The 21560-nt window shown below is 57.4% G+C and carries 24 protein-coding genes; 6 read left to right on the top strand and 18 right to left on the bottom strand.

The annotated features are described in order from the left end of the window. Positions 1 to 31 precede the first annotated feature (31 nt). The 8 genes from arsJ to ACYCAX_RS08745 are packed head-to-tail and all read right to left on the bottom strand — an operon-like array spanning position 32 to position 5903. Positions 32 to 1264, bottom strand: coding sequence for an organoarsenical effux MFS transporter ArsJ (gene arsJ / locus ACYCAX_RS08780; protein WP_370601996.1), 1233 nt, complete (start codon positions 1262 to 1264; stop codon positions 32 to 34). Positions 1265 to 1281: 17 nt separating this feature from the next. Next, positions 1282 to 2286 (bottom strand): ArsJ-associated glyceraldehyde-3-phosphate dehydrogenase, encoded by a 1005-nt coding sequence (locus ACYCAX_RS08775; protein ID WP_196708754.1) that lies wholly within the window; start codon positions 2284 to 2286, stop codon positions 1282 to 1284. A 20-nt stretch (positions 2287 to 2306) separates the two neighbouring features. Continuing rightward, complete coding sequence (locus ACYCAX_RS08770; protein WP_196708755.1) at positions 2307 to 2822, bottom strand: cyclin-dependent kinase inhibitor 3 family protein; 516 nt, start codon at positions 2820 to 2822, stop codon at positions 2307 to 2309. Between the two features lie 12 nt (positions 2823 to 2834). Continuing rightward, the gene (arsH, locus tag ACYCAX_RS08765) at positions 2835 to 3551 is read right to left on the bottom strand and encodes an arsenical resistance protein ArsH (protein ID WP_196708756.1); all 717 of its coding nucleotides are present in this window, start codon (positions 3549 to 3551) and stop codon (positions 2835 to 2837) included. Between the two features lie 4 nt (positions 3552 to 3555). Further along, positions 3556 to 4617 (bottom strand): ACR3 family arsenite efflux transporter, encoded by a 1062-nt coding sequence (gene arsB, locus ACYCAX_RS08760; protein WP_196708757.1) that lies wholly within the window; start codon positions 4615 to 4617, stop codon positions 3556 to 3558. A gap of 17 nt (positions 4618 to 4634) precedes the next feature. Next, positions 4635 to 5105 (bottom strand): arsenate reductase ArsC, encoded by a 471-nt coding sequence (locus ACYCAX_RS08755; protein ID WP_196708758.1) that lies wholly within the window; start codon positions 5103 to 5105, stop codon positions 4635 to 4637. Positions 5106 to 5124: 19 nt separating this feature from the next. Further along, positions 5125 to 5481 (bottom strand): metalloregulator ArsR/SmtB family transcription factor, encoded by a 357-nt coding sequence (locus ACYCAX_RS08750; protein WP_196708759.1) that lies wholly within the window; start codon positions 5479 to 5481, stop codon positions 5125 to 5127. Between the two features lie 8 nt (positions 5482 to 5489). Continuing rightward, a complete protein-coding gene (locus tag ACYCAX_RS08745) occupies positions 5490 to 5903 on the bottom strand; it encodes an arsenate reductase ArsC (protein ID WP_196708760.1) in 414 nt (137 codons plus the stop codon). 324 nt (positions 5904 to 6227) lie between these two features. Here ACYCAX_RS08745 and ACYCAX_RS08740 point away from each other — a divergent pair, with 324 nt between their 5' ends. Beyond that, positions 6228 to 7025, top strand: a complete 798-nt coding sequence (locus ACYCAX_RS08740) for a TSUP family transporter (RefSeq protein WP_196708761.1) — start codon at positions 6228 to 6230, stop codon at positions 7023 to 7025. 120 nt (positions 7026 to 7145) lie between these two features. Here the strand turns inward: ACYCAX_RS08740 and arsA are convergent, their stop codons facing one another. The 5 genes from arsA to ACYCAX_RS08715 form a co-directional block, all read right to left on the bottom strand. Further along, positions 7146 to 8903 (bottom strand): arsenical pump-driving ATPase, encoded by a 1758-nt coding sequence (gene arsA / locus ACYCAX_RS08735; protein ID WP_196708762.1) that lies wholly within the window; start codon positions 8901 to 8903, stop codon positions 7146 to 7148. Between the two features lie 12 nt (positions 8904 to 8915). Then, positions 8916 to 9278, bottom strand: a complete 363-nt coding sequence (gene arsD / locus ACYCAX_RS08730) for an arsenite efflux transporter metallochaperone ArsD (RefSeq protein ID WP_196708763.1) — start codon at positions 9276 to 9278, stop codon at positions 8916 to 8918. Between the two features lie 127 nt (positions 9279 to 9405). Further along, on the bottom strand, positions 9406 to 10770 hold the full coding sequence (locus tag ACYCAX_RS08725; RefSeq protein WP_370601995.1) for an FAD-dependent oxidoreductase: 1365 nt from the start codon (positions 10768 to 10770) through the stop codon (positions 9406 to 9408). Then, positions 10767 to 11282, bottom strand: coding sequence for an arsinothricin resistance N-acetyltransferase ArsN1 family A (locus tag ACYCAX_RS08720; protein ID WP_196708765.1), 516 nt, complete (start codon positions 11280 to 11282; stop codon positions 10767 to 10769). The genes ACYCAX_RS08725 and ACYCAX_RS08720 overlap by 4 nt, the downstream gene beginning before the upstream one ends. A 61-nt stretch (positions 11283 to 11343) precedes the next feature. After that, positions 11344 to 11841 (bottom strand): MarR family winged helix-turn-helix transcriptional regulator, encoded by a 498-nt coding sequence (locus ACYCAX_RS08715; protein ID WP_196708766.1) that lies wholly within the window; start codon positions 11839 to 11841, stop codon positions 11344 to 11346. Positions 11842 to 11965: 124 nt separating this feature from the next. Here ACYCAX_RS08715 and ACYCAX_RS08710 point away from each other — a divergent pair, with 124 nt between their 5' ends. Next, positions 11966 to 13174: an MFS transporter gene (locus ACYCAX_RS08710; protein WP_370601994.1), complete on the top strand. Its 1209-nt coding sequence runs from the start codon at positions 11966 to 11968 to the stop codon at positions 13172 to 13174. Positions 13175 to 13239: 65 nt separating this feature from the next. Here ACYCAX_RS08710 and ACYCAX_RS08705 read toward each other — a convergent pair whose 3' ends face one another. Together ACYCAX_RS08705 and ACYCAX_RS08700 are read right to left on the bottom strand one after the other, a co-directional pair. Further along, positions 13240 to 13860, bottom strand: coding sequence for a tyrosine-type recombinase/integrase (locus ACYCAX_RS08705; protein ID WP_015475657.1), 621 nt, complete (start codon positions 13858 to 13860; stop codon positions 13240 to 13242). Positions 13861 to 13946: 86 nt separating this feature from the next. Beyond that, complete coding sequence (locus tag ACYCAX_RS08700) at positions 13947 to 14861, bottom strand: LysR substrate-binding domain-containing protein (RefSeq protein ID WP_015475656.1); 915 nt, start codon at positions 14859 to 14861, stop codon at positions 13947 to 13949. Positions 14862 to 14969: 108 nt separating this feature from the next. Between ACYCAX_RS08700 and ACYCAX_RS08695 the strand changes: the two genes are divergently transcribed. From ACYCAX_RS08695 to ACYCAX_RS08685, 3 genes are all read left to right on the top strand, one after another. Further along, the gene (locus tag ACYCAX_RS08695) at positions 14970 to 16082 is read left to right on the top strand and encodes an extracellular solute-binding protein (protein ID WP_015475655.1); all 1113 of its coding nucleotides are present in this window, start codon (positions 14970 to 14972) and stop codon (positions 16080 to 16082) included. Between the two features lie 4 nt (positions 16083 to 16086). Further along, a complete protein-coding gene (locus tag ACYCAX_RS08690) occupies positions 16087 to 16863 on the top strand; it encodes an MBL fold metallo-hydrolase (protein ID WP_041711727.1) in 777 nt (258 codons plus the stop codon). Between the two features lie 268 nt (positions 16864 to 17131). Next, the gene (locus ACYCAX_RS08685; RefSeq protein WP_015475653.1) at positions 17132 to 17863 is read left to right on the top strand and encodes a TorF family putative porin; all 732 of its coding nucleotides are present in this window, start codon (positions 17132 to 17134) and stop codon (positions 17861 to 17863) included. 418 nt (positions 17864 to 18281) lie between these two features. Here the strand turns inward: ACYCAX_RS08685 and ACYCAX_RS08680 are convergent, their stop codons facing one another. From ACYCAX_RS08680 to ACYCAX_RS08670, 3 genes are all read right to left on the bottom strand, one after another. After that, entirely contained in the window at positions 18282 to 19313 is a 1032-nt protein-coding gene (locus ACYCAX_RS08680) for an IS110 family RNA-guided transposase (RefSeq protein ID WP_015475652.1), read from the bottom strand. A 209-nt stretch (positions 19314 to 19522) separates the two neighbouring features. After that, the gene (locus tag ACYCAX_RS08675) at positions 19523 to 20242 is read right to left on the bottom strand and encodes a hypothetical protein (protein ID WP_017516605.1); all 720 of its coding nucleotides are present in this window, start codon (positions 20240 to 20242) and stop codon (positions 19523 to 19525) included. Positions 20243 to 20294: 52 nt separating this feature from the next. Then, on the bottom strand, positions 20295 to 20678 hold the full coding sequence (locus tag ACYCAX_RS08670; RefSeq protein ID WP_370601993.1) for a hypothetical protein: 384 nt from the start codon (positions 20676 to 20678) through the stop codon (positions 20295 to 20297). Positions 20679 to 20794: 116 nt separating this feature from the next. Here ACYCAX_RS08670 and ACYCAX_RS08665 point away from each other — a divergent pair, with 116 nt between their 5' ends. Continuing rightward, a complete protein-coding gene (locus ACYCAX_RS08665; protein ID WP_023101915.1) occupies positions 20795 to 21478 on the top strand; it encodes a DUF5677 domain-containing protein in 684 nt (227 codons plus the stop codon). The last annotated feature ends 82 nt before the right edge of the window (positions 21479 to 21560 follow it).

Raw genomic sequence — 21560 nt, 5'->3', positions numbered from 1 at the left:
GGCAGGAGTCTCACGCATTCACACCCCCAAGTCAGCTCGGGGTGGTCACCACCTCTGCATGCCTGGGCAAGGCGATTGAAATGAGCGCGGCCAGGAGAACGAATGCCGCAGAGATCCAAAGGCAGGCCACCAGTCCGTAGGCCTGGAATACCCACCCGGAAAGCACCGTGCCGATTAGGCGTCCCATGGCGTTGGACATGTAGTAGAACCCCACGTCCAGCGATACGCCGTCCTCCTTGGCGTACGAGACAATCAGATAGCTGTGCAGCGAGGAATTCACGGCAAAGAGCGCCCCGAACAGCATCAGCCCACCCAGGAGCACGGTCTGCGCGGAGAGATTCATGTCCAGGCCAAGGGCGATGGCGGCCGGCAGCACCGCAAGCATCAGCGCCCAGATGAAGGCAGCACGACCGTCAGGGACGTGGCCGCGCTTCTTACCCGTCAATGCCGGCGCGAAGGATTGGACGATGCCGTAGCCGATCACCCACGCGGCAAGGAAGCCTCCGACCAGCCAGAAGTCCCAACCCAGCGTCTCGCTCAAATAGACCGGGAGCGCGACGACGAACCAGACATCCCGAGCACCGAACAGGAACATCCGTGCAGCAGAGAGAATGTTGATTGCTCGGCTTTTGGAGAGCATGTCGCGGAACTTGGGCTTGGCCTTGGCTTTGCCCAGGTTTTTTCTCAGCGACAGCATACTGCCGATCCAGATGAGGGCTAGCACTAGGGCCATGGCCAGCACGGCGCCTTTGAAGCCGAGCAAGGCCAGCAGCGCGCCACCCAGGAAGAAGCCCACGCCTTTGAGCGCATTCTTCGAGCCTGTAAGGATCGCCACCCACTTGTAGAGCTTGCCTTGCTGAGCATCTGGCACCAGGAGCTTGATCGAGCTCTTGGCGCTCATCTTGTTGAGATCCTTGGCGATGCCGGAGAGCGCTTGGGCTCCCATAACCCACGGTATCGTGAGCAAGGCAGACGGCACGGTGAGCATCAGCAGCGCCACGACCTGCATGGCGAGTCCGATGTTCATGGTGCGGTTCAGTCCCAGCCGCGCGCCCAGGTAACCGCCAACCAGATTGGTGACGACACCGAAGAACTCATAGAACAGGAACAGGGCTGCGATCTGTAGCGGCGAGTACCCCAAAGAATGGAAGTGGAGTACCACCAGCATGCGCAAGGCGCCATCGGTGAGCGTGAAAGCCCAGTAGTTGCCCGTTACCAGCAGGTACTGGCGAACTTCTGGTGAGAGCGACGATAGCGCCTTCATGATCGGGCCCCGCTCCTTCAGCCAGCCAGGCCGACCAGCTTCGCCAGTTCGACAGTGCGGTTGGCGTAGCCCCATTCGTTGTCGTACCAGGCATACAGCTTCACCTGTGTACCATTCACAACCATGGTCGAGAGCGCGTCGATGATCGAGGAGCGCGGGTCGGTGCGATAGTCGATGGAAACCAGTGGGCGCTCCTCGTAGCCAAGGATGTCCTTCAGCTCATTCTCGGCGGCGCGCTTGAGCAACTGGTTGACCTCGTCCGCGCTGGTCTGCCGCTCGACTTCGAAGACGCAGTCGGTCAGTGACGCATTTGCCAGCGGTACGCGGACAGCGTGGCCATTCAGTCGGCCGCGCAGCTCCGGGAAAATCTCCGCGATGGCGGTGGCAGAGCCAGTGGTGGTAGGGATCAGGCTCATACCTGACGCACGAGCACGACGCAGATCCTTGTGTGGCTGATCCAGGATGCTTTGGGTGTTGGTCAGGTCGTGGATGGTGGTGATCGAACCGTGGCGAATACCAAGGTTTTCGTGGATCACCTTCACCACCGGCGCGAGGCAGTTGGTGGTGCAGGAGGCTGCCGTCACGATGCGATGCTGAGCCGGGTCGAACAGGTGTTGGTTGACGCCCATTACGACGTTCAGCGCACCTTTTTCCTTGACCGGCGCACTCACGACAACGCGCTTCACACCTTGATCCAGGTAGGTCTGCAGCACGGCAACGGTCTTCATCTTGCCACTGGCATCGATGACCAGATCGCAGCCCGACCAGTCAGTGTCAGCGATGGCTTTGTTCGCCGTGATCTTGATGCGCTTACCACCAATAACCACCGAGTCACCGTCGGAGCTCGCTTCGTGATGCCAACGACCGTGAACCGAGTCGAAGTTGATCAGGTGGGCGTGCGTCGCAGCATCGCCAGCCGGGTCATTGATCTGTACGAACTCAAACTCCGGCCAGTCCCATGCCGCGCGCAGTGCCAGCCGACCGATACGTCCGAAACCATTGATGCCTACTTTGATGGCCATGTTTTTGTTCTCGAGTGCGGTTAGCGAGCGTTCGGCGATTTTTTGTCGAACTGGTTGATGTAGTTGATGTGTGCAGGGTGCTGAATCGCACGGGGCCGAAGCGCTTGTACCTGGGCAACGGCTTCGCGCATGGGGATGCCGCACTCGATCAGCAGCTGGGCCGCGATCAGACCTGTGCGACCAGAGCCGCCCTTGCAGTGGATGGCGATCTTCTGGCCGCCATTGACCAGCTCTTTGAGGCGATCTCGATTGGTTTCCCACGCAGTGGAGAAAGCTTCACCGGGTGCCTGGTCATCCTCAACGGGCAGGTGGAACCATTCGATCCCCTGCAGTTGGCATTCCTCGGGAAGTAGATCGATTTCGTTCTGCAGCAGTTCTTCTTCTGGCATCAGGGTCACCAGAGCTACCGCGCCGGCATCGCGAAGCGTGGCCAGCGCCTCGGACACTGACGTGTCCTTGGTGCCGGGGCACGGGGTGAAGATCAGTTGGCCGCTCAGATCGGACGCGGTAAGAACGGAATACGGATGCGATTGCACGTTCAGAAAGCCTCAGATGGATCGTTGATTGACACGTTTGGATAGCTCTTCCGCCGACTCCTTGCGCTCGGAGTAGCGGTCGACCAGGTAGTCGGCGCGATCACGCAGTAGCAGGGTGAACTTCACCAGTTCCTCCATCACGTCGACGACTCGGTCGTAGAACGGAGAAGCCTTCATGCGACCTGCCTCGTCGAACTCCAGGTAGGCCTTGGGCACGGAGGACTGGTTGGGGATAGTGAACATGCGCATCCAGCGGCCGAGCACGCGCATCTGGTTAACGGCGTTGAACGACTGCGAACCGCCGCAGACCTGCATTACCGCCAGGGTCTTGCCCTGAGTGGGGCGCACGGCGCCCATGCTCAGCGGAATCCAGTCGATCTGCGACTTGAACACGCCTGTCATGGCGCCGTGGCGCTCCGGCGAGCACCAGACCATGCCTTCCGACCAGAGCACCAGGTCACGCAGTTCTTTGACCATGGGATGGTCATCGGACACATCATCCGGAAGGGGCAGACCTGACGGATTGAAAATCCGCGTCTCGGCTCCGAAGTGCTCCAGCAAGCGAGCGGCCTCCTCGGTGAGCAAACGGCTGAAGGAGCGTTCGCGAGTCGATCCGTACAGCAGGAGGATGCGCGGTTTGTGAGTCGATTTCTGTTCGATAGCCAGTTTGTCCGGGGACGGCAGATCGATCAGTTCGCTGTCGATATTGGGGATACGGTCATTGGTCATGATTTCACTCCTGGGAAAGGGCGCCAGAGGCTTGATCGAACCAGCGACGCTTGAGCCACCAGGCAACGCCGACCAGAGAGATCAGTACGGGTACTTCAACCAGCGGCCCGATCACGGTCGCAAAGGCGACGGGGGAGGCTAGGCCGAAGGTGGCGATGGCCACGGCAATGGCGAGTTCGAAGTTGTTGCTCGCGGCGGTGAATGCCAGCGCGGTGGTACGTGGGTAGTCGGCCTCCAGCAGCTTGCCCATCCAGAAGCTGATGAAGAACATCACCACGAAGTAGATGGTCAGCGGGATGGCGATACGCAGTACGTCCAATGGCAGTTGCAGCACCATGTCGCCCTTGAGGCTGAACATCGCAACGATGGTCAGCAGCAGAGCTACCAGCGTCAGAGGGCTGATCTTCGGAATGAAGCGATCCTGGTACCAGGCTGCACCCTTGCGGCTGATCAGGATTTTCCGGGTCAGGAAGCCGGCCAGGAACGGGACGCCCAGGTAGATCAGTACCGACTGCGCGATGTCGACGAAGCTCGTTTCAATGACGCTGCCTTCCAGGCCGAACAGGGGCGGCAACACGCCCAGGAAGATCCAGGCGTACACGCTGAAGAACAGAATCTGGAAGATGCTGTTGAAGGCGACCAGGCCTGCAACGTACTGGTTATTGCCGCCCGCGATCTGGTTCCACACCAGCACCATGGCGATGCAACGCGCCAAGCCTATGAGGATCAGCCCCGTCATGTACTCGGGTCTGTCGGAGAGGAACACCACGGCCAGCACGAACATCAGTACCGGGCCGATCACCCAGTTCTGAATCAGCGACAAGGCGAGGATGCGTTTGTCCTTGAAGACTTGCGGTAGCTCCTCGTATTTCACCTTCGCCAATGGCGGATACATCATGACGATCAGGCCAATGGCGATTGGGATATTGGTTGAGCCTATCGACAGGCTGTTCAGCCAAGCCGGTAGCCCCTGGAAGAAACTGCCGAGCGCTATACCAAGCCCCATGGCGAGAAAGATCCAGATCGTCAGGTAGCGATCCAGGAAAGAAAGACGACTCTTGCTCATGATGGGTCTCCGTAGCTTCAGAGCGTGCCGATGCGTGCCAGCTCCACCTTGAGTTGGGCTGCATCGAGTTGTTCAAGGGGCAGTGCGAGGAACGCCGAGATGCGCTGCTTGATGTGCTCGAGCGTGGCATCGAAGGCAGCATCCATCTCTTCCTCGCTACCTTGCAGGTCGGATGGGTCGGCAAGTCCCCAATGGGTCTTCACAGCTGGCCCGAAGAACACGGGACACGCCTCGCCGGCTGCCTTGTCGCAGACGGTGATGACGAAGTCCGGTGCCAGGTCGGCATGTGAATCGGTGGACTTGCTGCTCAGCCCATCGGTGGCGATACCGGCGCGCTGCAGGGCTGTGATGGACAGCGGATTCACCTCCCCCTTTGGTTGGCTACCGGCGCTGTACGCCTTCATGCCGACCGGGGCCAAGTGGTTGAAGACAGCCTCAGACAAGATGCTTCGGCAGCTATTGGCGGTGCAGAGGAACAGGACTTTCATCGAATCTTCTCGGCAGTCTTCAGCAGCAGGCAGCAACGCGCTCGGGGCGGTCGCCCATGGTGTCCAGTCGCTTGGAACTCGTGCTCAACCACTGGCGATTAGCCTCAAGCGTCGTCACGAGAATCTCGCGTACCCAGGTGGGCAGGTTTGGATGCAGTCGGTAGTACACCCACTGGCCTTGCCGGCGGTCTTCCAGTAGCTCACAGGTACGCAGCTGAGCCAGGTGGCGAGACACCTTCGGTTGGCTTTCATCCAGGGCACAGGTCAGTTCGCAGACGCAGAGTTCTTCCTCGCGAGCGATCAACAGCATCATCCGGATGCGGTTTTCGTCGGCCAGGCATTTGAAAACCTGGGTCGGAGTCAGGGAGTCAGTCATGGCGGTTCTCAGTGTTTGGTCTTCACAAGGACGAACATCTTGATGCGCTCGTGAATCTCATGAAGCGTGTGACGGAAGGCGTCGTGGTGATTGCTGGTCACCGGGTCTTCGAAGTTCCACTCCAATGCCTCGCCAGCCCCTGGAGGGGGTTGGCATTCCTGAGCGGCCTTGTCGCAAAGGGTGATGACGTAGTCGAAGCGTTCACCCGCGAACTCTTCGATGGATTTGCTGCGCAGTCCGCTGGTATCGATGGCGAGATGATCGAGGGCGGCATAGGTTCGCGGGTCGATTACTCCAGGCTGAGTTCCAGCGCTAAAGGCCTCGAAGTGCTCACTGTCAGTGTGTCGAAGAAGCGCTTCGGCGAGCTGGGAGCGAGCGGCGTTGGCGGTACAAACAAACAGGACGCGGATCTTGTCAGTCATCTCGGAATGCCCGGATGCATATGGTTTTTCGAATATACGTTTTTTCGCATAAACTTCAAGTGACAGTTCTGTGATGAGCTGTTTGGGCCGACGCCCGGAGCACGGTGTGCGGTGATTGGCGGGGGCGGGTAGTACTGGGCGCGTTGAATCTGCATGCCTTCACGCTGCCTTTTCGCTCGAATCCGTCGCATGAGCCCATGCGCTGTTGTGGTGCCTAGACATTAGGTTGCCATCGGAATAGCTTGCATGGCCGCCGAGCCGCCCCCTTAGGAGACCTGGCACGACGGCGCGCAATCCGATGATGCGAAACGAGGTAGGAGCCGTATGAGCGCCGAAAAAGAAAAGAACAAAGTCGCAGTCTTCTCCGCTGGCTCCTTGATTGGTGCTTTAGGAGGGCTCATAGGCTTAGGTGGCGCAGAGTTTCGACTTCCTCTGCTGATCGGCCTTTTCGGTTTTGGGGCTCTTGAGGCAGTTATCCTCAACAAGGCGATGAGTCTCATCGTCGTCGCGACGGCTTTGCCGTTTCGTGCAATGAGCGTCCCCTATGCGGACGTCCTCGAACGTTGGGACATCATTGTCACACTCCTTGCCGGAAGCCTTGCTGGAGCTTGGTATGGGGCGGGGTGGGCAACCAAACTCAAGAGCCAGACTCTTTACAGAGTGCTGGCAGTGCTGCTGGTAGGAATCGCCATTGCGTTGCTGTTTGGCCATGACGCAAACGCGACGGGTGAGGCGCTGTTTCATGGCGCTGCGTTGATTCTGGTCGGTGTGGTCGTCGGCTTCGGAATCGGCGTCGTAGCAGCGCTGATGGGAGTCGCAGGCGGCGAATTACTCATCCCGACTATCGTTCTTTTGTTTGGCGCCGACATAAAGCTTGCCGGTAGCCTTTCACTGGCGGTGAGCCTGCCCACCATGATCGTGGGATTTACCCGTTACAGCCGCGCCCAGAGCTTTTCGGTGGTCAGAACACAGCGGACGTTCATCCTGATTATGGCCACTGGCTCGATCATTGGAACCTTTATCGGTGGCCAGTTACTTGGACTGATTTCCACTACGTACCTGCTACCCCTGCTCGCCGCTATTCTGCTGATTTCCTCGGTGAAGGTCTGGCGGCATAGCTGACACCGGCGTGCCTAGCGGGTGTCTCTGCTTTTCCGAGGCGTTGTCCACCCGCTTGCTCATTCGAAGGAAATGCCGAGCACCCCAGAAGCCTCTCAGCCTTGGTGGCGCTCGGCGCAGCCTCTAGCTGTGTCCGACCAGCGATTGCAGACGATCTATGCCGACAGGTTCATCTTTCAGCAGCGGGACAACTGCGTAGCGGGAGGAGTGCTTGGTAGCAACCGCATTGATCTCGCGGCGCTCATTCTCTGCTCTCCTGAGCAGCAATGCGGATCTTGGCGCTGCTGCCGCGACGCTGTTGTTGATCACCCAAGCCCATGGCTCGATTCCGGCACGGCGCAAATCGTCCTGCAGGTTGGCCGCCTCCAGAACGGGGGTGGTTTCGGCAAGCGTTACCAGGAGCACCTTGGTCTGCTTCGGATCCTGCAACTGCATCATCGGCGTGGTATAGCCAACTTTCGTGTCGCCCATCTGGCGGACAATCTCGCGGTGATAGGCCCCCGTGGCGTCCAGAAGAAGCAAGGTATGTCCTGTAGGGGCGGTATCCATCACGACGAACTTCTTGCCAGCTTCCCGGATGACTCTGGAAAAGGCCTGGAACACAGCAATCTCTTCGGTGCAGGGCGACCGCAGGTCTTCCTCCAGTAGGGCACGGCCTTCCGCATCGAGACTGGCGCCTTTTGTCTTGAGTACGTGCTGCCGGTATCGCTCGGTCTCTGCCTGAGGATCGATTCTGCTGACCGTGAGGTTCTCCATGACGCCTTCAAGCGTCTCCGCGAGATGCGCTGCCGGGTCGGAAGTCGTGAGGTGTACGGGCAGGCCTCGGCGGGCCAGGTCGACCGCCACCGCTGCGGCCATGGTGGTCTTTCCTACACCGCCTTTGCCCATCAGCATGATCAGGCCGTGCCCTTCGGCGGCGATGTCATCGACGAGCGGTGACAGCTTCGGCAAGTGCAACTCGGTGCTCGTGCTGGTCTCTGCGACTGGCCCGATGGCCACATCAAGGAACAGGTGCTTCAGCGCATCGAGCCCCACCAGGTTGAAGGGCTTGAGTGCCACCTGATCGAGCGGAAGGCTACGAAGTACCTCCGGTATTTTCGCTAGAACCTGTTGCTCCCGCTGGTAGATGGCGGCGGCAAGCTCGTCGCCTTCTGCAGCGGCGGCCGGCAACACACCATTCACAACCAGGTACTGCTGCTTCAAGCCGATATCGGCAAGCTCCTCATGGGTGCGCGCAACCTCGCGGAGCGCAGCACTTTGGGCTCGTGCAACGAGTATCAGGCGGGTGCGTACGGGATCAGCCAGCGCTGCTACAGCCGCTTTGTACTGTGCGCGATGCTTTTCCAGCCCGGCGAGTGGCCCGAGGCACGAGGCATCGCCCTTACCGCTCTCCAAGAAGCCGCTCCAGGCTCCAGGAAGCTGCAGAAGGCGGATGGTGTGGCCAGTCGGCGCCGTGTCGAAAATGATGTGGTCGAATTCAGCGATCAGCGCGTCGTCGGTGAGTAGTGAGGTGAACTCATCGAAGGCCGCGATCTCGGTGGTGCAGGCCCCGGAAAGTTGCTCTTCGATACCTTTCACGACGTCTTCGGGCAGGACACCTTTCACCGGCCCAACAATTCTGTCGCGGTATGCCTGAGCTGCCTGCTGGGGATCAATTTCCAGCGCAGCCAGTCGGGGCACTTCCCGAATCTCGGTGACCTTGTTACCGATTTCCGTGCTGAACACTTGGCCCACATTGGACGCCGGATCAGTGCTGACCAACAGGACGCGCTTGTTCTCGCCGGCCAGTTGGACGGCAGCAGCGCAGGCGATAGAAGTTTTGCCCACGCCACCTTTGCCAGTGAAGAAGAGGAAGCGGGGCGGGGATTGAAGAAATTGCATGGAATCCTCCTATCAGCAGCAACGACCAGAAGAGCAGCATCCGTTGCTCTCCGAGTCCGTAGAGGGTGAGGCTTGAAGGGCGGCCCAGTGAGCCAACTCTGTGCGCGATGGATAGCGGCCTGCCATAACGATTTCGCCATCCACCAAGGTCAAAGGCAGGCTGCCTTGGCCGGAACGCTGCAGAAATTCACGGACAGCGGATTGCTCGGCAAAGGCCTGAGGTTCGTGCGCCAGATTGAAACGCTGAACATTGGCGCCTTGCCGGATTGCCCACTCGACATCACTCGCGAAGGTGACAAGGGACTGATCCACTTCAACCCCGCAAACGCCTGTGCTACAGCACAAGGCGGGATCGTATATCTGGATGAGATGCATGCTGGTTCTCCAATGACGACTGATAAAAAGTCAAAGAGCACCAAGGCTTGTGGTTGTTATATGCCAGCTTCGCTTCGCCGGTTTTGATCAAGGGCACGCCGGCGAAGCGTCGATGGGAAACGAGTTTTTATGAGCGACTCGTTGGTGTGCAGCAGGTCGATTTCTGGGCCACAACTGCAGCGGGAGACTCTTGCGTACCACAGCAACTGGCCTGCGCCGGTGCTGCGGGTGCACAGCAACTCGACGACTGCTCCTGCTCTTCGAACTGAAGGCTGCAGACTCCCGTTTCGGGTAGTTCGAGCTCGACACGCCGGGCAGCCTCCCAGTCGCCCGCGAGCCCTGCCGCTACAGAGCGAACTTGCTCGTAGCCCGTTAGCATCAGGAAGGTAGGGGCCCGGCCGTAGCTCTTCATTCCGACAATAAAAATCCCCTCGTCAGGATGAGAGAGTTCATCGATGCCATGTGGGCGAACCGTCCCGCAGCTGTGCTCGTTCGGATCAATCAGCGGGGCCAGTTGGGTTGGGCTTTGAGTGGCAGGATCAATTGCCAGCCTTAGCTCGCCCAGCAGCTGAAGGTTGGGCCGGAAGCCCGTGGCTACGATGATTTCGTCGACTTCCGGCAGTGTTTCGCCATTGCTGTGGACGACGAGTCCTTGGCCAGTGGTATCAACCCGGTTGATCGATATGCCTTGGAACAGAGTGATCTTTTCCTGTTCGAGCAAAGCTCGGATGCGCAGGCCCAGGTTGCCGCGCTCGGCGAGCTTGTCGTTGGCACCGCCGCCCAGAATCTTCTCCAGAGAGTGGCCACGGATGCCCCAGAACACCTTGGTGCCAGGCATTTCAACCAGATCCTGCAAGGCGTTGAAGGCGGAGTGGCCGCCACCCACGACCAATACACGGCGGCTCTCATAGCGCTCACGTGCACCGCCGGCTACATCGGGAATGCCATAGGCAATATGCGAGCTTGCTTCCAGCTCGCCCAATGCGGGAATTCCTGAGGCGCCCATCCAGTTCGGAGTTTCATAGGTACCGGAGGCATCGATCACAGCGCGAGCGAGGATGTCTTGCTCACCGTTGGGGCCAGAAATACGCACCAGGAACGGTGAGGTAATCCGCCCTTTGGTTTTCAGCACATCAGCCCCCGCCTTGGTCACCGCGAGGACGCGAGTGTTCAGACGTGTCCGCTCCCGGATCACCGGAAGAGCAGCGAGCGGCAGGAGATAGCGATCCAACAGCTCGCGCCCGGTGGGGTATGTGTCAGGACGCGGAGCTTCCCAGCCAGTCGCGGCCAGAAGCTTGGCCGCCTCCTTGTCCACGTTGTATTCCCAGGGCGAAAACATGCTGACGTGCCCCCACTGGCTGATGCTTGCTCCAGCCTGATTTCCTGCCTCAATGACCAGCGGATTCAGATCACGGGCCAGGAGATGGGCAGCAGCGGCCAGTCCAACTGGGCCGGCGCCAATAACGACAACGGGAAGGTCAGTCAGGCTCATGCTGATTCTCCAGAGACAGGTTGATTCGAAGAGATGACCCGCTCGACGATGGCGCAGTCCAGCCAGCGGCCTTCCAGGCAAGCGTGTTTCTCGTAGACGCCAACCTGCCTGAACCCGCAGGAGCGGCAGAGCGCCAGGCTCGCCTCGTTGAAGGTGAAAATCCGAGAAAGGACTTTCCAGAATCCGCGTGCTTCTGCCTCCGCCAACAGCGCATTCAAGAGTACTTTCCCGATACCACGACCTCGCACATCCCGGCGCAGGTAGATCGAGAAATCAGCGATACCGTCATAGCAGGAGCGCGCGCGATAGCTGCTCAAGTTCGCCCAGGCAACCACCTCACCATCAAGCTCAACCACCAGAACTGGGTAGCGCGACATATCGGCTACCTTGGGCTGCATGTCCTCGACGGTGCGCGGCTGGGTCTCGAACGTGGAGCTGCGATCTTCGATGCCTTGGTTGTAGATATCGGTGATGGCTTGGCTATCACTGAGCTTTGCGAGGCGGACTAGCATCGTGCTTTCCTTTTGATTGGTAGTAACAACAATTTAGTTAAAAAAGGGGGGAGCTACCCCCTCACTTGTCCTTGGTCTGGCCTGGGCAGCATTCACTGACAAGGCCACAACGAATCTCGGCAGCCCGAGTGAGCTGACGCAGTAAAGTCAGCGCACCCTGGCGAACCTCGGCTGGCATGCCGCTGATCATTTCCTTCTCTTCGGCGATCAGGTCGGCTCGAATGCGCTCGTACAAATCTGCGCCGGCTTCAGTAGCTTGAACTCGTACTGCACGGCGGTCATCTGGATCGTCAACGCGCGACACGTAGCCCTTGCGCTCGAGGGTATCGACCACCCGGCTCGCAGTACTCTTGTCCAGGAACATCTCCTCAGCGAGTGCCTGGAGGCGGAGCGGCCCTTGCTTCACCAACGTCTCAACGGCGTAGCACTGAGTCACTGAAACGTCGTAGCAGCAAATACGGTCGCGGTCTCTGAACTGGTAGACCCGCACCAGTTGGTTCAGCGCTTCATACAGGGCTTCGGCATCCTGGCTCAGGTCGTCGGTACGCTTGTTCGGCATGTCATTTCCAATTAGTTGTTACCTGCAACAATATTCCGAGAGGATACAGCGGTCAAGCTATTGCCGCCTCCGATTGACCAGAAAGGCCACGTTAGTCTAGTTTGGTTGCTACTAACAACTATGCGTGCAGGGTACCGTGACTCAGCTCGAATCACACGTTCCAGCCGCCCCTAATCGTCTGCGGTTGGTGTCCGCACTGGGCATAACGCAGATCTTCGCGTGGGGTTCCACCTTCTACCTGCCGGCAGTGCTGGCGAGCCCAATTGCACGGGACACCGGTTGGTCTCTATCGGCCGTTGTCGGTGGTCTCTCCTGGGGGATGTTAGTGGCAGGGCTCTGCTCGCCTGTTGCTGGCCGCCTGCTTGATCGGCACGGAGGGCGTGTCGTACTCGCGTTCAGTTCGTTGATGCTGAGCGTGGGTCTCTTGGTGATGTCCACGGCAAACAGTTTGTGGGTCTACTACTTGTCCTGGTCGATTCTTGGGTTGGGGATGGCCACTGGTTTGTACGATTCGGCCTTCGCCACACTAGGTACGCTGCTGGGAGCGCGCGCTCGTGGGGCGATCACGGGACTCACCCTAATTGGCGGGTTCGCGAGCACTGCCGGGTGGCCCGCCATGGCTGCACTTGAATCCTGGTGCGGGTGGCGGGAGACCTGCTGGGTGCTCGCAGCAGTACATGCAGTGATCGGCCTGCCGATCCATTGGCTGGCAGTCCCCAAGCCAGTCAACGCGTTGAGCGAAGTGCCGAAGCAGAGGCAGACTGCCCTCGCTGAGGATCGATCTACTCGGCGGCTCTTCTGGTTAATGGCTGGCCTGCTGACGGTCATTGCATTCGTTATGGCAAGCCTTTCGGTTCACCTGCTGACGTCATTGCAGCAGCTTGGCATTCCGACCGTAACGGCGCTGGCAATCGGCATGGTTATCGGCCCGGCGCAAGTGGTGGCGAGGGTGTTGGAGTTCTACCTTGCGCGACATCTCCATCCGACCTGGTCTGCCCGCGTTGGCGTGCTGATAAGCCTACTCGGTATCTGCTTACTCATCCCAGGCACGCCATGGCTTGCTTTCGTCGCTGCCACACTCTACGGGGCAGGGGTCGGAATCCTCACTATTGCGAGAGGAACACTGCCGCTGGTGCTATTCGGCGCCGAAGGCTATGGAGCGAGGATGGGAGTCTTAGCACGACCAATGCTTCTGGCGCAGGCCGCCGGGCCATTCGCGGCAGCGTTTGTGCTGAGTAGACAAGGAGCATCGGTGATGCTCGAGCTGATGGCAGTACTGGTCGCCATCGCATTGTTCGCAAGCCTCAAGCTACCGACAAGGTCGTTGGTTTGAGGGCTGCGCGATGTCCGCTATTGGCCGCATAGCGACGGTCTGGTCTCGACCGTCGCTATGCGTGGTTAGACCTCGGTCTGTTCCGCCATTTCCAAGGCGTCATCGACCTCAATTCCCAGGTATCGGATGGTGCTTTCAAGCTTCGTATGGCCGAGAAGGAGTTGGACTGCCCTCAGGTTCTTCGTCCTGCGGTAGATCAGGGATGCCTTCGTACGCCGCAGAGTGTGGGTGCCGTACATGGCCGGATCAAGGCCAATGGCTGTCACCCAGGATTTAACGATTCGAGCGTATTGCCTGGTGGAGAGATGATCTGAGCCTCGCAACCGGCTCGGAAACAGGCAATCCTCGCTGCGGAGCTGGGCCTGATGTATCCAGACCGCCAAAGCCGCCCGGGTTTGCTCTGTGATCTCAAACTGCACTGGTCGCTGTGTTTTCTGCTGCATCACGATGGCTCGCGGCGACACGTGTTCTCCATGGGCTATGTCCCGCACACGAAGCTTGGTTAAGTCGCAGGCTCGCAGCTTGCTGTCGATGGCCAAGTCGAATAGAGCAAGATCCCGGGTTCTCTCCGCAATCTGGAGCCTTACCCTGATGGCCCATATATCGCTGAGCCGGAGCGGGGCTTTCTGTCCGACTAGCTTTCCTTTGTTCCAAGGCTGGTGGCTGAAGGTGGCAGTGGTGTTCATGGCTTGTCCTCCACGTGAAGGGAGGACAAGGGTGGACCAGCAATAGCAATGGGCGCTAACCGGCCAAGAGCAGACGTTCCCACCACCTAGGAACGACCGCTAAGTTGCTGTACATCCAGGGCAGTTTGGGCTATCAGCCAGTCTACGAACTGAACCACTCCTGTTATGTGCCGTTGCTCTTCAGGACATAGGCAGTAGTAACCGAGGCCAGCAGGTACTTCAAGATTGAAGGGCCGCACGAGCAGACCCTGATCTAGATCCCGGCGCGAGTTAAACTCATCCGAGAGGGCCACTCCGTAACCGTCGCGGGCAGCTTGCAAGGCCATGCTAAAGCTCTCGATATGCAGATCTGACTCACCTGGGTAGGGTACGCGCGCTTCCAGCAGCCAACGACGCCAGAGGGTGCCGTCATCCTCATGCAGTAGTCGGTGATGTACTAGGTCGTACGGATTAGACAATGCGTTGGGCCCCCGCAACAGTTGTGGGCTACACACCGGAAACATGTGAAGGGTGCGTAGAGGGCGCCACCACAGCCCCTCCCAGGGCGGGGCTGCGTACAGCAGAGCGACATTAGCTCTCTTCCAATCCACTTCCGTGACATGGTTGGCGGCGATAATGCGAAGGCGGATGTGCGGATAGGCCTCCTTGAACCCTAACAAACTAGGTATCAGCCAAGACGAACCAAATACCGGTTCGGTCGAAATGGTCAGAGTTGTCGTCGGTATGGCCTGTTGCGACTGGCTAATGATCTGATTGAGTCCATCGTTAATCTCATGCATGCCCTTGGCAACCGAGCGGTGTAGCGCCAACCCCGCCTGCGTGAGAACTATGTTTCTCCCTTGGCGACTGAATAGTTCCACACCCAGAGCAGATTGCAGGCTCTTGAGCTGCTGGCTGACGGCACCTGGAGTGATGTGCAGCTCCGCAGCCGCAGCCCCCACATGACCAAGACGGGCGACGGACTCAAACACACGCAAGTTATTTAGTGCAGGAATGTGCATGGGAATCGTTTAGCCAGCCTCAACAATAAATCATTAAAATATATAGCTTGTCTGATCTTATTACGCTTGCGAAGAATTGGCTACCACTCCCGATCTGGAGCATTGCCGATGGAAAGCCTGCGATTCGCTTCACTTGTTACAACAGCGACTGGAATGTTGCTAATCGCCTCAAACTCTGTGGCGGCCGATGCCGTACGAACAGTCAACGTCTACGCCTGGGCGAGTTATCTCGCACCAGAGACTCTGGCTCGCTTTGAAAAACAGACTGGCATCAAGGTTAAGTACGACAGCTTTGATAGCGCGGACGTCCTAGAAGCTAAGTTGATGACCGGACACACCGGTTACGACGTAGTCCAACCGGGCGTCGCCATGCTTGATCGCTTGATTCGGGCCAAAGCGCTACAGCCATCGGGCATGCAGCAATATAAAACGAAAGAGCAGTACGATCCCCAGTTGCTCGCTCAGCTCGAGAAGGTCGACCCCGGGAACCTCTATGCTGTGCCCTATGCTTGGGGCACTACTGGCCTTGCATACAACAAGGACGCCATCGAGAAACGCATTCCAAATGCACCGCTAAACAGCTTTGACCTACTGTTCAAGCCGGAATACACCAGCAAGCTGAAGGACTGTGGCATCGCTATCATCGACTCCCCCCAAGAAGTCATGAGTATCGCCCTGCACTACCTCGGAAAGAATCCTTACAGCCAAAATTCGGCCGATTATATAGCCGCCAAACAATTGCTCGACAAGCTGCGGCCGAACCTTCGTTATATTGCATTCGGCAAGCAGAGCAATGATCTGGCTAACGGTGACCTATGCCTGGCTCTGTCTTATAACGGTGACGCCATGACTGCCAAGGGGCAGGCTGTCGCGGCCAATAAACCATTCGCTATCGGCTATCAGATTCCCAAAGAAGGAACCCTGGCCTGGATTGATAACTTCGCAATCCCCGCAGACGCCCCCCACGTTGAGGAAGCGAAGGAATTTATCGAATTTGTGACCGAGGCCGAGGGAATGGCAGAGATGACGAACACTCTGTACTACGCCAATGCCAATCGGGCATCACTCGACAAGGTCAACCCGGTACTACGCAACGACGAAACTCTGTTCCCATCCGCCGAAAGCCGCAAGACATTGTTCGGCGAGGAACCGTTGCCGGCCCGGACATTACGCGAGCGGACTCGGACCTGGGCAAGTTTCAGAACCAATGTCGGGAACTAGCGACATGACGCTCAAAGTGGCAGACGCTTGGTTCGAGAAAAGGACATTTGATGATGGAGTCACGTTGCTATGGGAACCTCATGTACATCCCATGTTGCGCTGCAATATCTGGCATGTCCCTGGGCGCGATCGCGACCTGCTAATCGATACCGGACTAGGTGTTGCCAGCCTTCGCGAAGCAGCACGCAACCTATTTCTGAAACCGGTGTGCGCAGTAGCAACTCATAGCCATCTCGACCACATGGGAGGTCTGCACGAGTTCGAATGCAGGCTATGTCACGCCGCAGAGGCAGAGTATTTTTCTCAGCCAAACAGCGATAACCGCTTGGTTATCAATGATGATCATTGGCTAGCGACGTACATGTCAGACTTGGGCTGCGACCGCCTGGTAATCGATGCCCTCCCAGGGCCTGGCTTCGACCCCGCGAAGTGGGCACTGCTACCGGCGCCGCCTACCGGACTTTTAGTAGACCAAGACATCATCGATCTGGGCGACCGTCATTTCGAGGTGCTCCATCTGCCCGGACACTCCCCAGGCAGCATTGCCTTGTACGAGCAGAGTACGAGAACGCTGTTTTCTGGAGATGTGGTGTACGACGCCGATCTGCTTGATTCCATTCCGCACGCGAATATTGGCGACTACGCGGCGTCCCTAGAACGCCTGCGGGGGCTTCAGGTTGATGTTGTGCATGCCGGACACGAAGCCAGCTTCGGCCGCGAAAGATTGCTAGCCATCATCGATACGTACTTGGAACGCTGGAATAAAGATATAGGGGGCTGAAGGCTGCACTAGTCCACTTGGGTCAGTTGTTGGGTTGGGGCTCACCAACTACAGCAGGCTTTAATCAGCCATTAACGAACTTCCTAGTGTTTGCGACTCACCTGCTCGCGCGAGCTCTCATGCCCAAAAAGTACCAGGTGGTCGTACACGGCAGCCGGGGCGATAAGACTCTCGCGAAGCAAGAAGAAACATCGGCACCTTCTAGTGATGGGGCTTTTAGTCGGAAGGCGTCGTTACAAAACTAGAAAATAAAAGTAGGGAGCACTGCATGAATCACATATCAAAGCTTTGCATTGCTGGCATATTGCTGGCGCCGTGGGGGGCGAGCCAAGCATTCCAGTTGAATGATGACCTTAGCCTAGATTTGAATATTGGCGCTTACAGTGACTACCACAGTCGTGGTATGTCACAAACCCAGAACGATCCAGCCATTCAGGGTTCCGTCACGCTTTCTCACTCCAGTGGGCTGTACGCCGGAGTATGGAGCTCCAACGTCGATTTCGGTTATGGCAGTAAGACTCGCCAAGAAATAGACTATTACGCAGGCTATTACTGGAAAATAACCGACAATGTATCCCTCGACCTTGCTTATTTCGAGTATGAGTACCCGAAAGAAAGCAAGCTTAACTACAGCGAAACCTACGCAAAGCTTTCCGCATACGGGATCTATGCAGGAGGATATTACTCAGGTGATATGGGAGGCGACCAGAGTTACTTGTACAGCTTTGTCGGCTATGAAACCGCACTCCCTATGGATATTGGACTTAATATCCGTTACGGTTTGGTTGACTTCAAAGATGACATCTTGGTTGATGGAAACGGCAGCACTGCCTCCACCTACAATGAATGGCAGGTTTCGCTAAGCAAGAAATTACTTGGTCTTGACTGGTCGCTAGCCTATGTAGACTCCAACTTGTCGAATGATGAGTGCGCTAGTTACAACGGTTTCGACGATGTCTGTGGCTCAAACCTAGTACTTGGCGTGAGCAAGTCCTTCTGATTTATCGCGTTGCGTGTTACTCCTCTGGCTTGCCTCGATGAACTATGTTCGTCGAGGCTTTTTTTAGGCAAATATCTAAATCCCCAAGAGTTACTGAGCGCAAGGCTTAGATCCCTGTCAGTCATATGCCAGTTTTTCGTTCCGCATGTCCGTATATGGACTCCCCCTCATTGCAAGCCCCTTCGCTTTGGCCCCCGTGCCGACTGCACACGTATATTCGGCCTCTGACTTCGGCATCTCTTTGATGCTGGGCCATGATGGGCTATTCGCGCGCTGGCTCCCAATCGCTTCTACGTGCTTTTCGCACATGGACATTTGAGGGTTTTGCCAGCGCCGGTTCGACCGGTTTGCCATCGTTCAGGTTGCTTCGCAATCGTGGGTGACGGTTACTCTCTTGCTGAGCGTGCTGGTTGGTGGGTCAGGCAGCAGCCCGATCCGGTTGGTAATCGGTGCCGTTACGCAGTATCGCCCAAGCCATGCGCGCGGTTTTGTTGGCCAGCGCGATTGCTGCCACGTTGGCATGTGATCGCTCAGCCAGGCGGACGATCCACTGGCTAAGTCGGTCGTCTTTGGAATTGGCTGTACGTAACGCTGATCGAGCGCCATGAACCATCAGTGTCCGTAAGTAGGCATCGCCGCGTTTACTAATGCCGAGCAATCGATCTTTGCCGCCGGAGCTATGTTGTTTGGGCGTTAATCCCAGCGAAGCAGCAAACTGCCGGCCATTGGCAAACTGACGAGCGTCACCGATGGCAGCGACGAGTGCAGTGGCGATCATCGGGCCGACACCACGCAGTTGCTGTAGACATAGAGCGTCAGGCTCATTTGCCGCGATCACGGATATCTCGCTATCAAGCTCTCTCACCCGTGCATCCAGTGCGCGCAGATCGCCCCACAAGCCATCCAGTAGATGTCGGAAACGCGGCGTTAAACCGTTGTCTGCATCTTCCAGCCAGCACGGTATTGCTCGACGCAGCGAGAGCAATTCTTTCGGTGCAATTAGACCGTACTCAGCGACCAGCCCACGGATCTGATTGGCTTTTGCCGTACGCTGCTCAATTAACCCGGCACGAATTCGATGGGTCGCCTGAATGTCCTGCTGCTCGACTGTTTTGATAGCTACGAAACGCATGCTGGGCCGGCTCATCGCCTCACAGATTGCTTCAGCATCATTGGCGTCATTCTTGTTGCTTTTGACGTAGGGTTTGACGAATTGGGGAGCAATTAACTTGACCTGGAATCCACGAGCCTCAAGTTGCCGCGCCCAATGGTGAGCACCGCCACAACTTTCCATGCCAATTACACAGCCTGGCTCAGCCTGCTCAAGCAAGGCTTGTAGCCATAGATCGCGTTGTAAGCGCTGCCGCCAAATCGGCTTCTCGTGACAGTCAACGCCATGGATCTGAAACACGTTCTTGGCCAAGTCGACCCCAATGCGCATAAGCTTCATGTGTGGACTCCTTCTAGCTGTTAACTGTGGTTCGCACCTTCAGTCTGGCACTCAGATGCCGAGGCGAGGGGGAGTCCATCCCATTGCTTCGGGTCGGGAGCCGCCGACCGAGACAGGCGGGTGTCGGCCAATAGCTGCCTCTCGTAACCGCTGAGTCACGCCAAAGCGAACGGTTGAGTCAGGCATAAACCAGCCAATAGGGGAAGCGATCAGTCATCTTTAGCTGTGACGCGATCACGCCAAAAATCTGCACTGTAGTTATTGAGCCCACCACTATGGTTATCGGGCTGAGCCGAATACGCCGTCGGGATTGAGTCTCCGTCCCCCCCGTTTTTAAAGAAGTCTCGAACGGAACAGAGCGCCAGATCCCGCAGGTGCTCCCATTCTCGATAGAGCCTCGCCTCGCGCTCCTGACGCACCTTTTCAGCACTTGGTTTCCGCAAGGGGGCAGGTTGGCTGTAATTCGGGCGAGATGCTGCGGTGTGTGAAAAGATGATGCTGCTGTGGGTCCAGTTGTCCTCGACAGAACGCCGCCATTTGTAGCTGATCCGAACCGTCAACTGTTCGCGAAGGCTCACGGGCGACGGTATCTGATCTTCGACGTAATAGAACTGGCCATCTTGCTGCTCGATTGCTGCTCGATCCTTCATGGTTTGGACGGCGTGTACCAAGTTGCTTCCAGCTCGCAGCACGGTGGTTCTCGTCTCCTCGCGCTTTTTGGAGGATCTCGCTTTACAGTAGTCCCCCAGAGCACGCTCAAAATCGCGAAGCATTGCGGCTACATACGCCCCGCAACGGCTGAGTCCAATGCCATGAATCCCTCCAGTTCGCTCCTCATAGATGCATTGGTCGATCAGCTTCTGCAGCTGGCTCCTATCGATTTCATTCACCGCGTCTTTCTCGTCGCGAGTCATGTTGATCTGAACCACTCTCGTGCTCCTCGTCGTTGGCAACCCCATGCCGGCATGATTGAGCGCCCTGCTAGGAAGCATCTCCCCGGAGAGTCTCGGCGACAGCAGCAGAATGCTTCGCCCTCCCCCTCGTCGCAGTGACCTTTTGGGTCGTGGTGATCACCTCAATTTTGAGCGCGTATTCCTTCGCGTAAGGACGGCGCTGAAAAACCTGGTGGAGGTGCGCCACAAAAAGCTCGGCCAGCTCGACGCTGTCCAAGTAAAGCGTCTTGTAGGAAAGACGACCTGTAGGGGTCGCATAGAGCCCGGCGACGATGTCTTCATCCCTGTAATGCGGATTCTGAAGATTCGACGGGACAAGGCGATGAGGAATCTCGACCCGGATGGTCGCGTACTCCACTGACGATTTGTTGGGGAAATCCCCTGCACTACGCAGTCTTTTGGGCTCAATCACGACGCCAATCCCTTATTGTCGGATGTGCCAGACGTTACCACTACCCTGATTCGTTGGCATCCCCGAGCAGCTACATTGACCAGCACTAACCCCAGATCAGAAGGTGTCAGAACCGCATGAGCACTTCATCAGTACTGGACGGACTTGTTGAATCGTTGAGGACGCATGCTTCGTTGCTGATCAGATCCTCGGAGATTGAAGCAACAGGAGCACCCGATCCTCGCGACAACTTTGTTCGTCAAGAGCTGAGGCGAGCAGCCGAGCTGGTGAGCGGAGCGGCAGCTTTGGGCGCCATTGCAAACCCTGCCTGCTTGGGAATCTTGAGCCGAAGTCTGCTGGAGCAGTTGATAACGGTCTTGTGGGGCATTCGATCCATTGAGAATGCAGAGTCGCAAAGCAACGCTGGTACTGCTCAATTGGCAAAAGCGTTCAAGATGAACTTAGAAGCAGGTACCGCCCAGGTCTTCGATCGGAGCACAGGTGAGGAAGTAACGGCTCGATACCTAGAGCGCGAACAGGTGAAGCGAAGCTCCCCACCCAGTATTCAGCAGAAAGCCAAGGAGGCAGACGTTGCGGACCTGTACACCGTTTTCTACAGATTTTTATCGCTTGAGACGCATGGTCACAGCGAAAGCCCCAGAGAAAAATCAGAAATCGTGGATCTGAGCGTTATCCACCTACAAGGCATAGGTGGCATAAGTCGAGCCATCGGGCAGGGCTGCGTTTGGTGGCTGATTCATCGCCACTGGCCTGATAACGAGTCACTTCGCGAAGTGTTAGGCCTCAATGCGAAAGCGTAGGAATGCACCACGTTTTCAGTAACTCGCCTGGCCCGATACGTCGCTACTGGAGTGACAGCCACTTATCTACTCGTTCGGTCCG

Source organism: Pseudomonas sp. MT3, assembly GCF_054720805.1.
The sequence above is the reverse complement of the archived record's forward strand: the minus strand, read 5'-3'. Positions and strand labels throughout refer to the sequence as shown.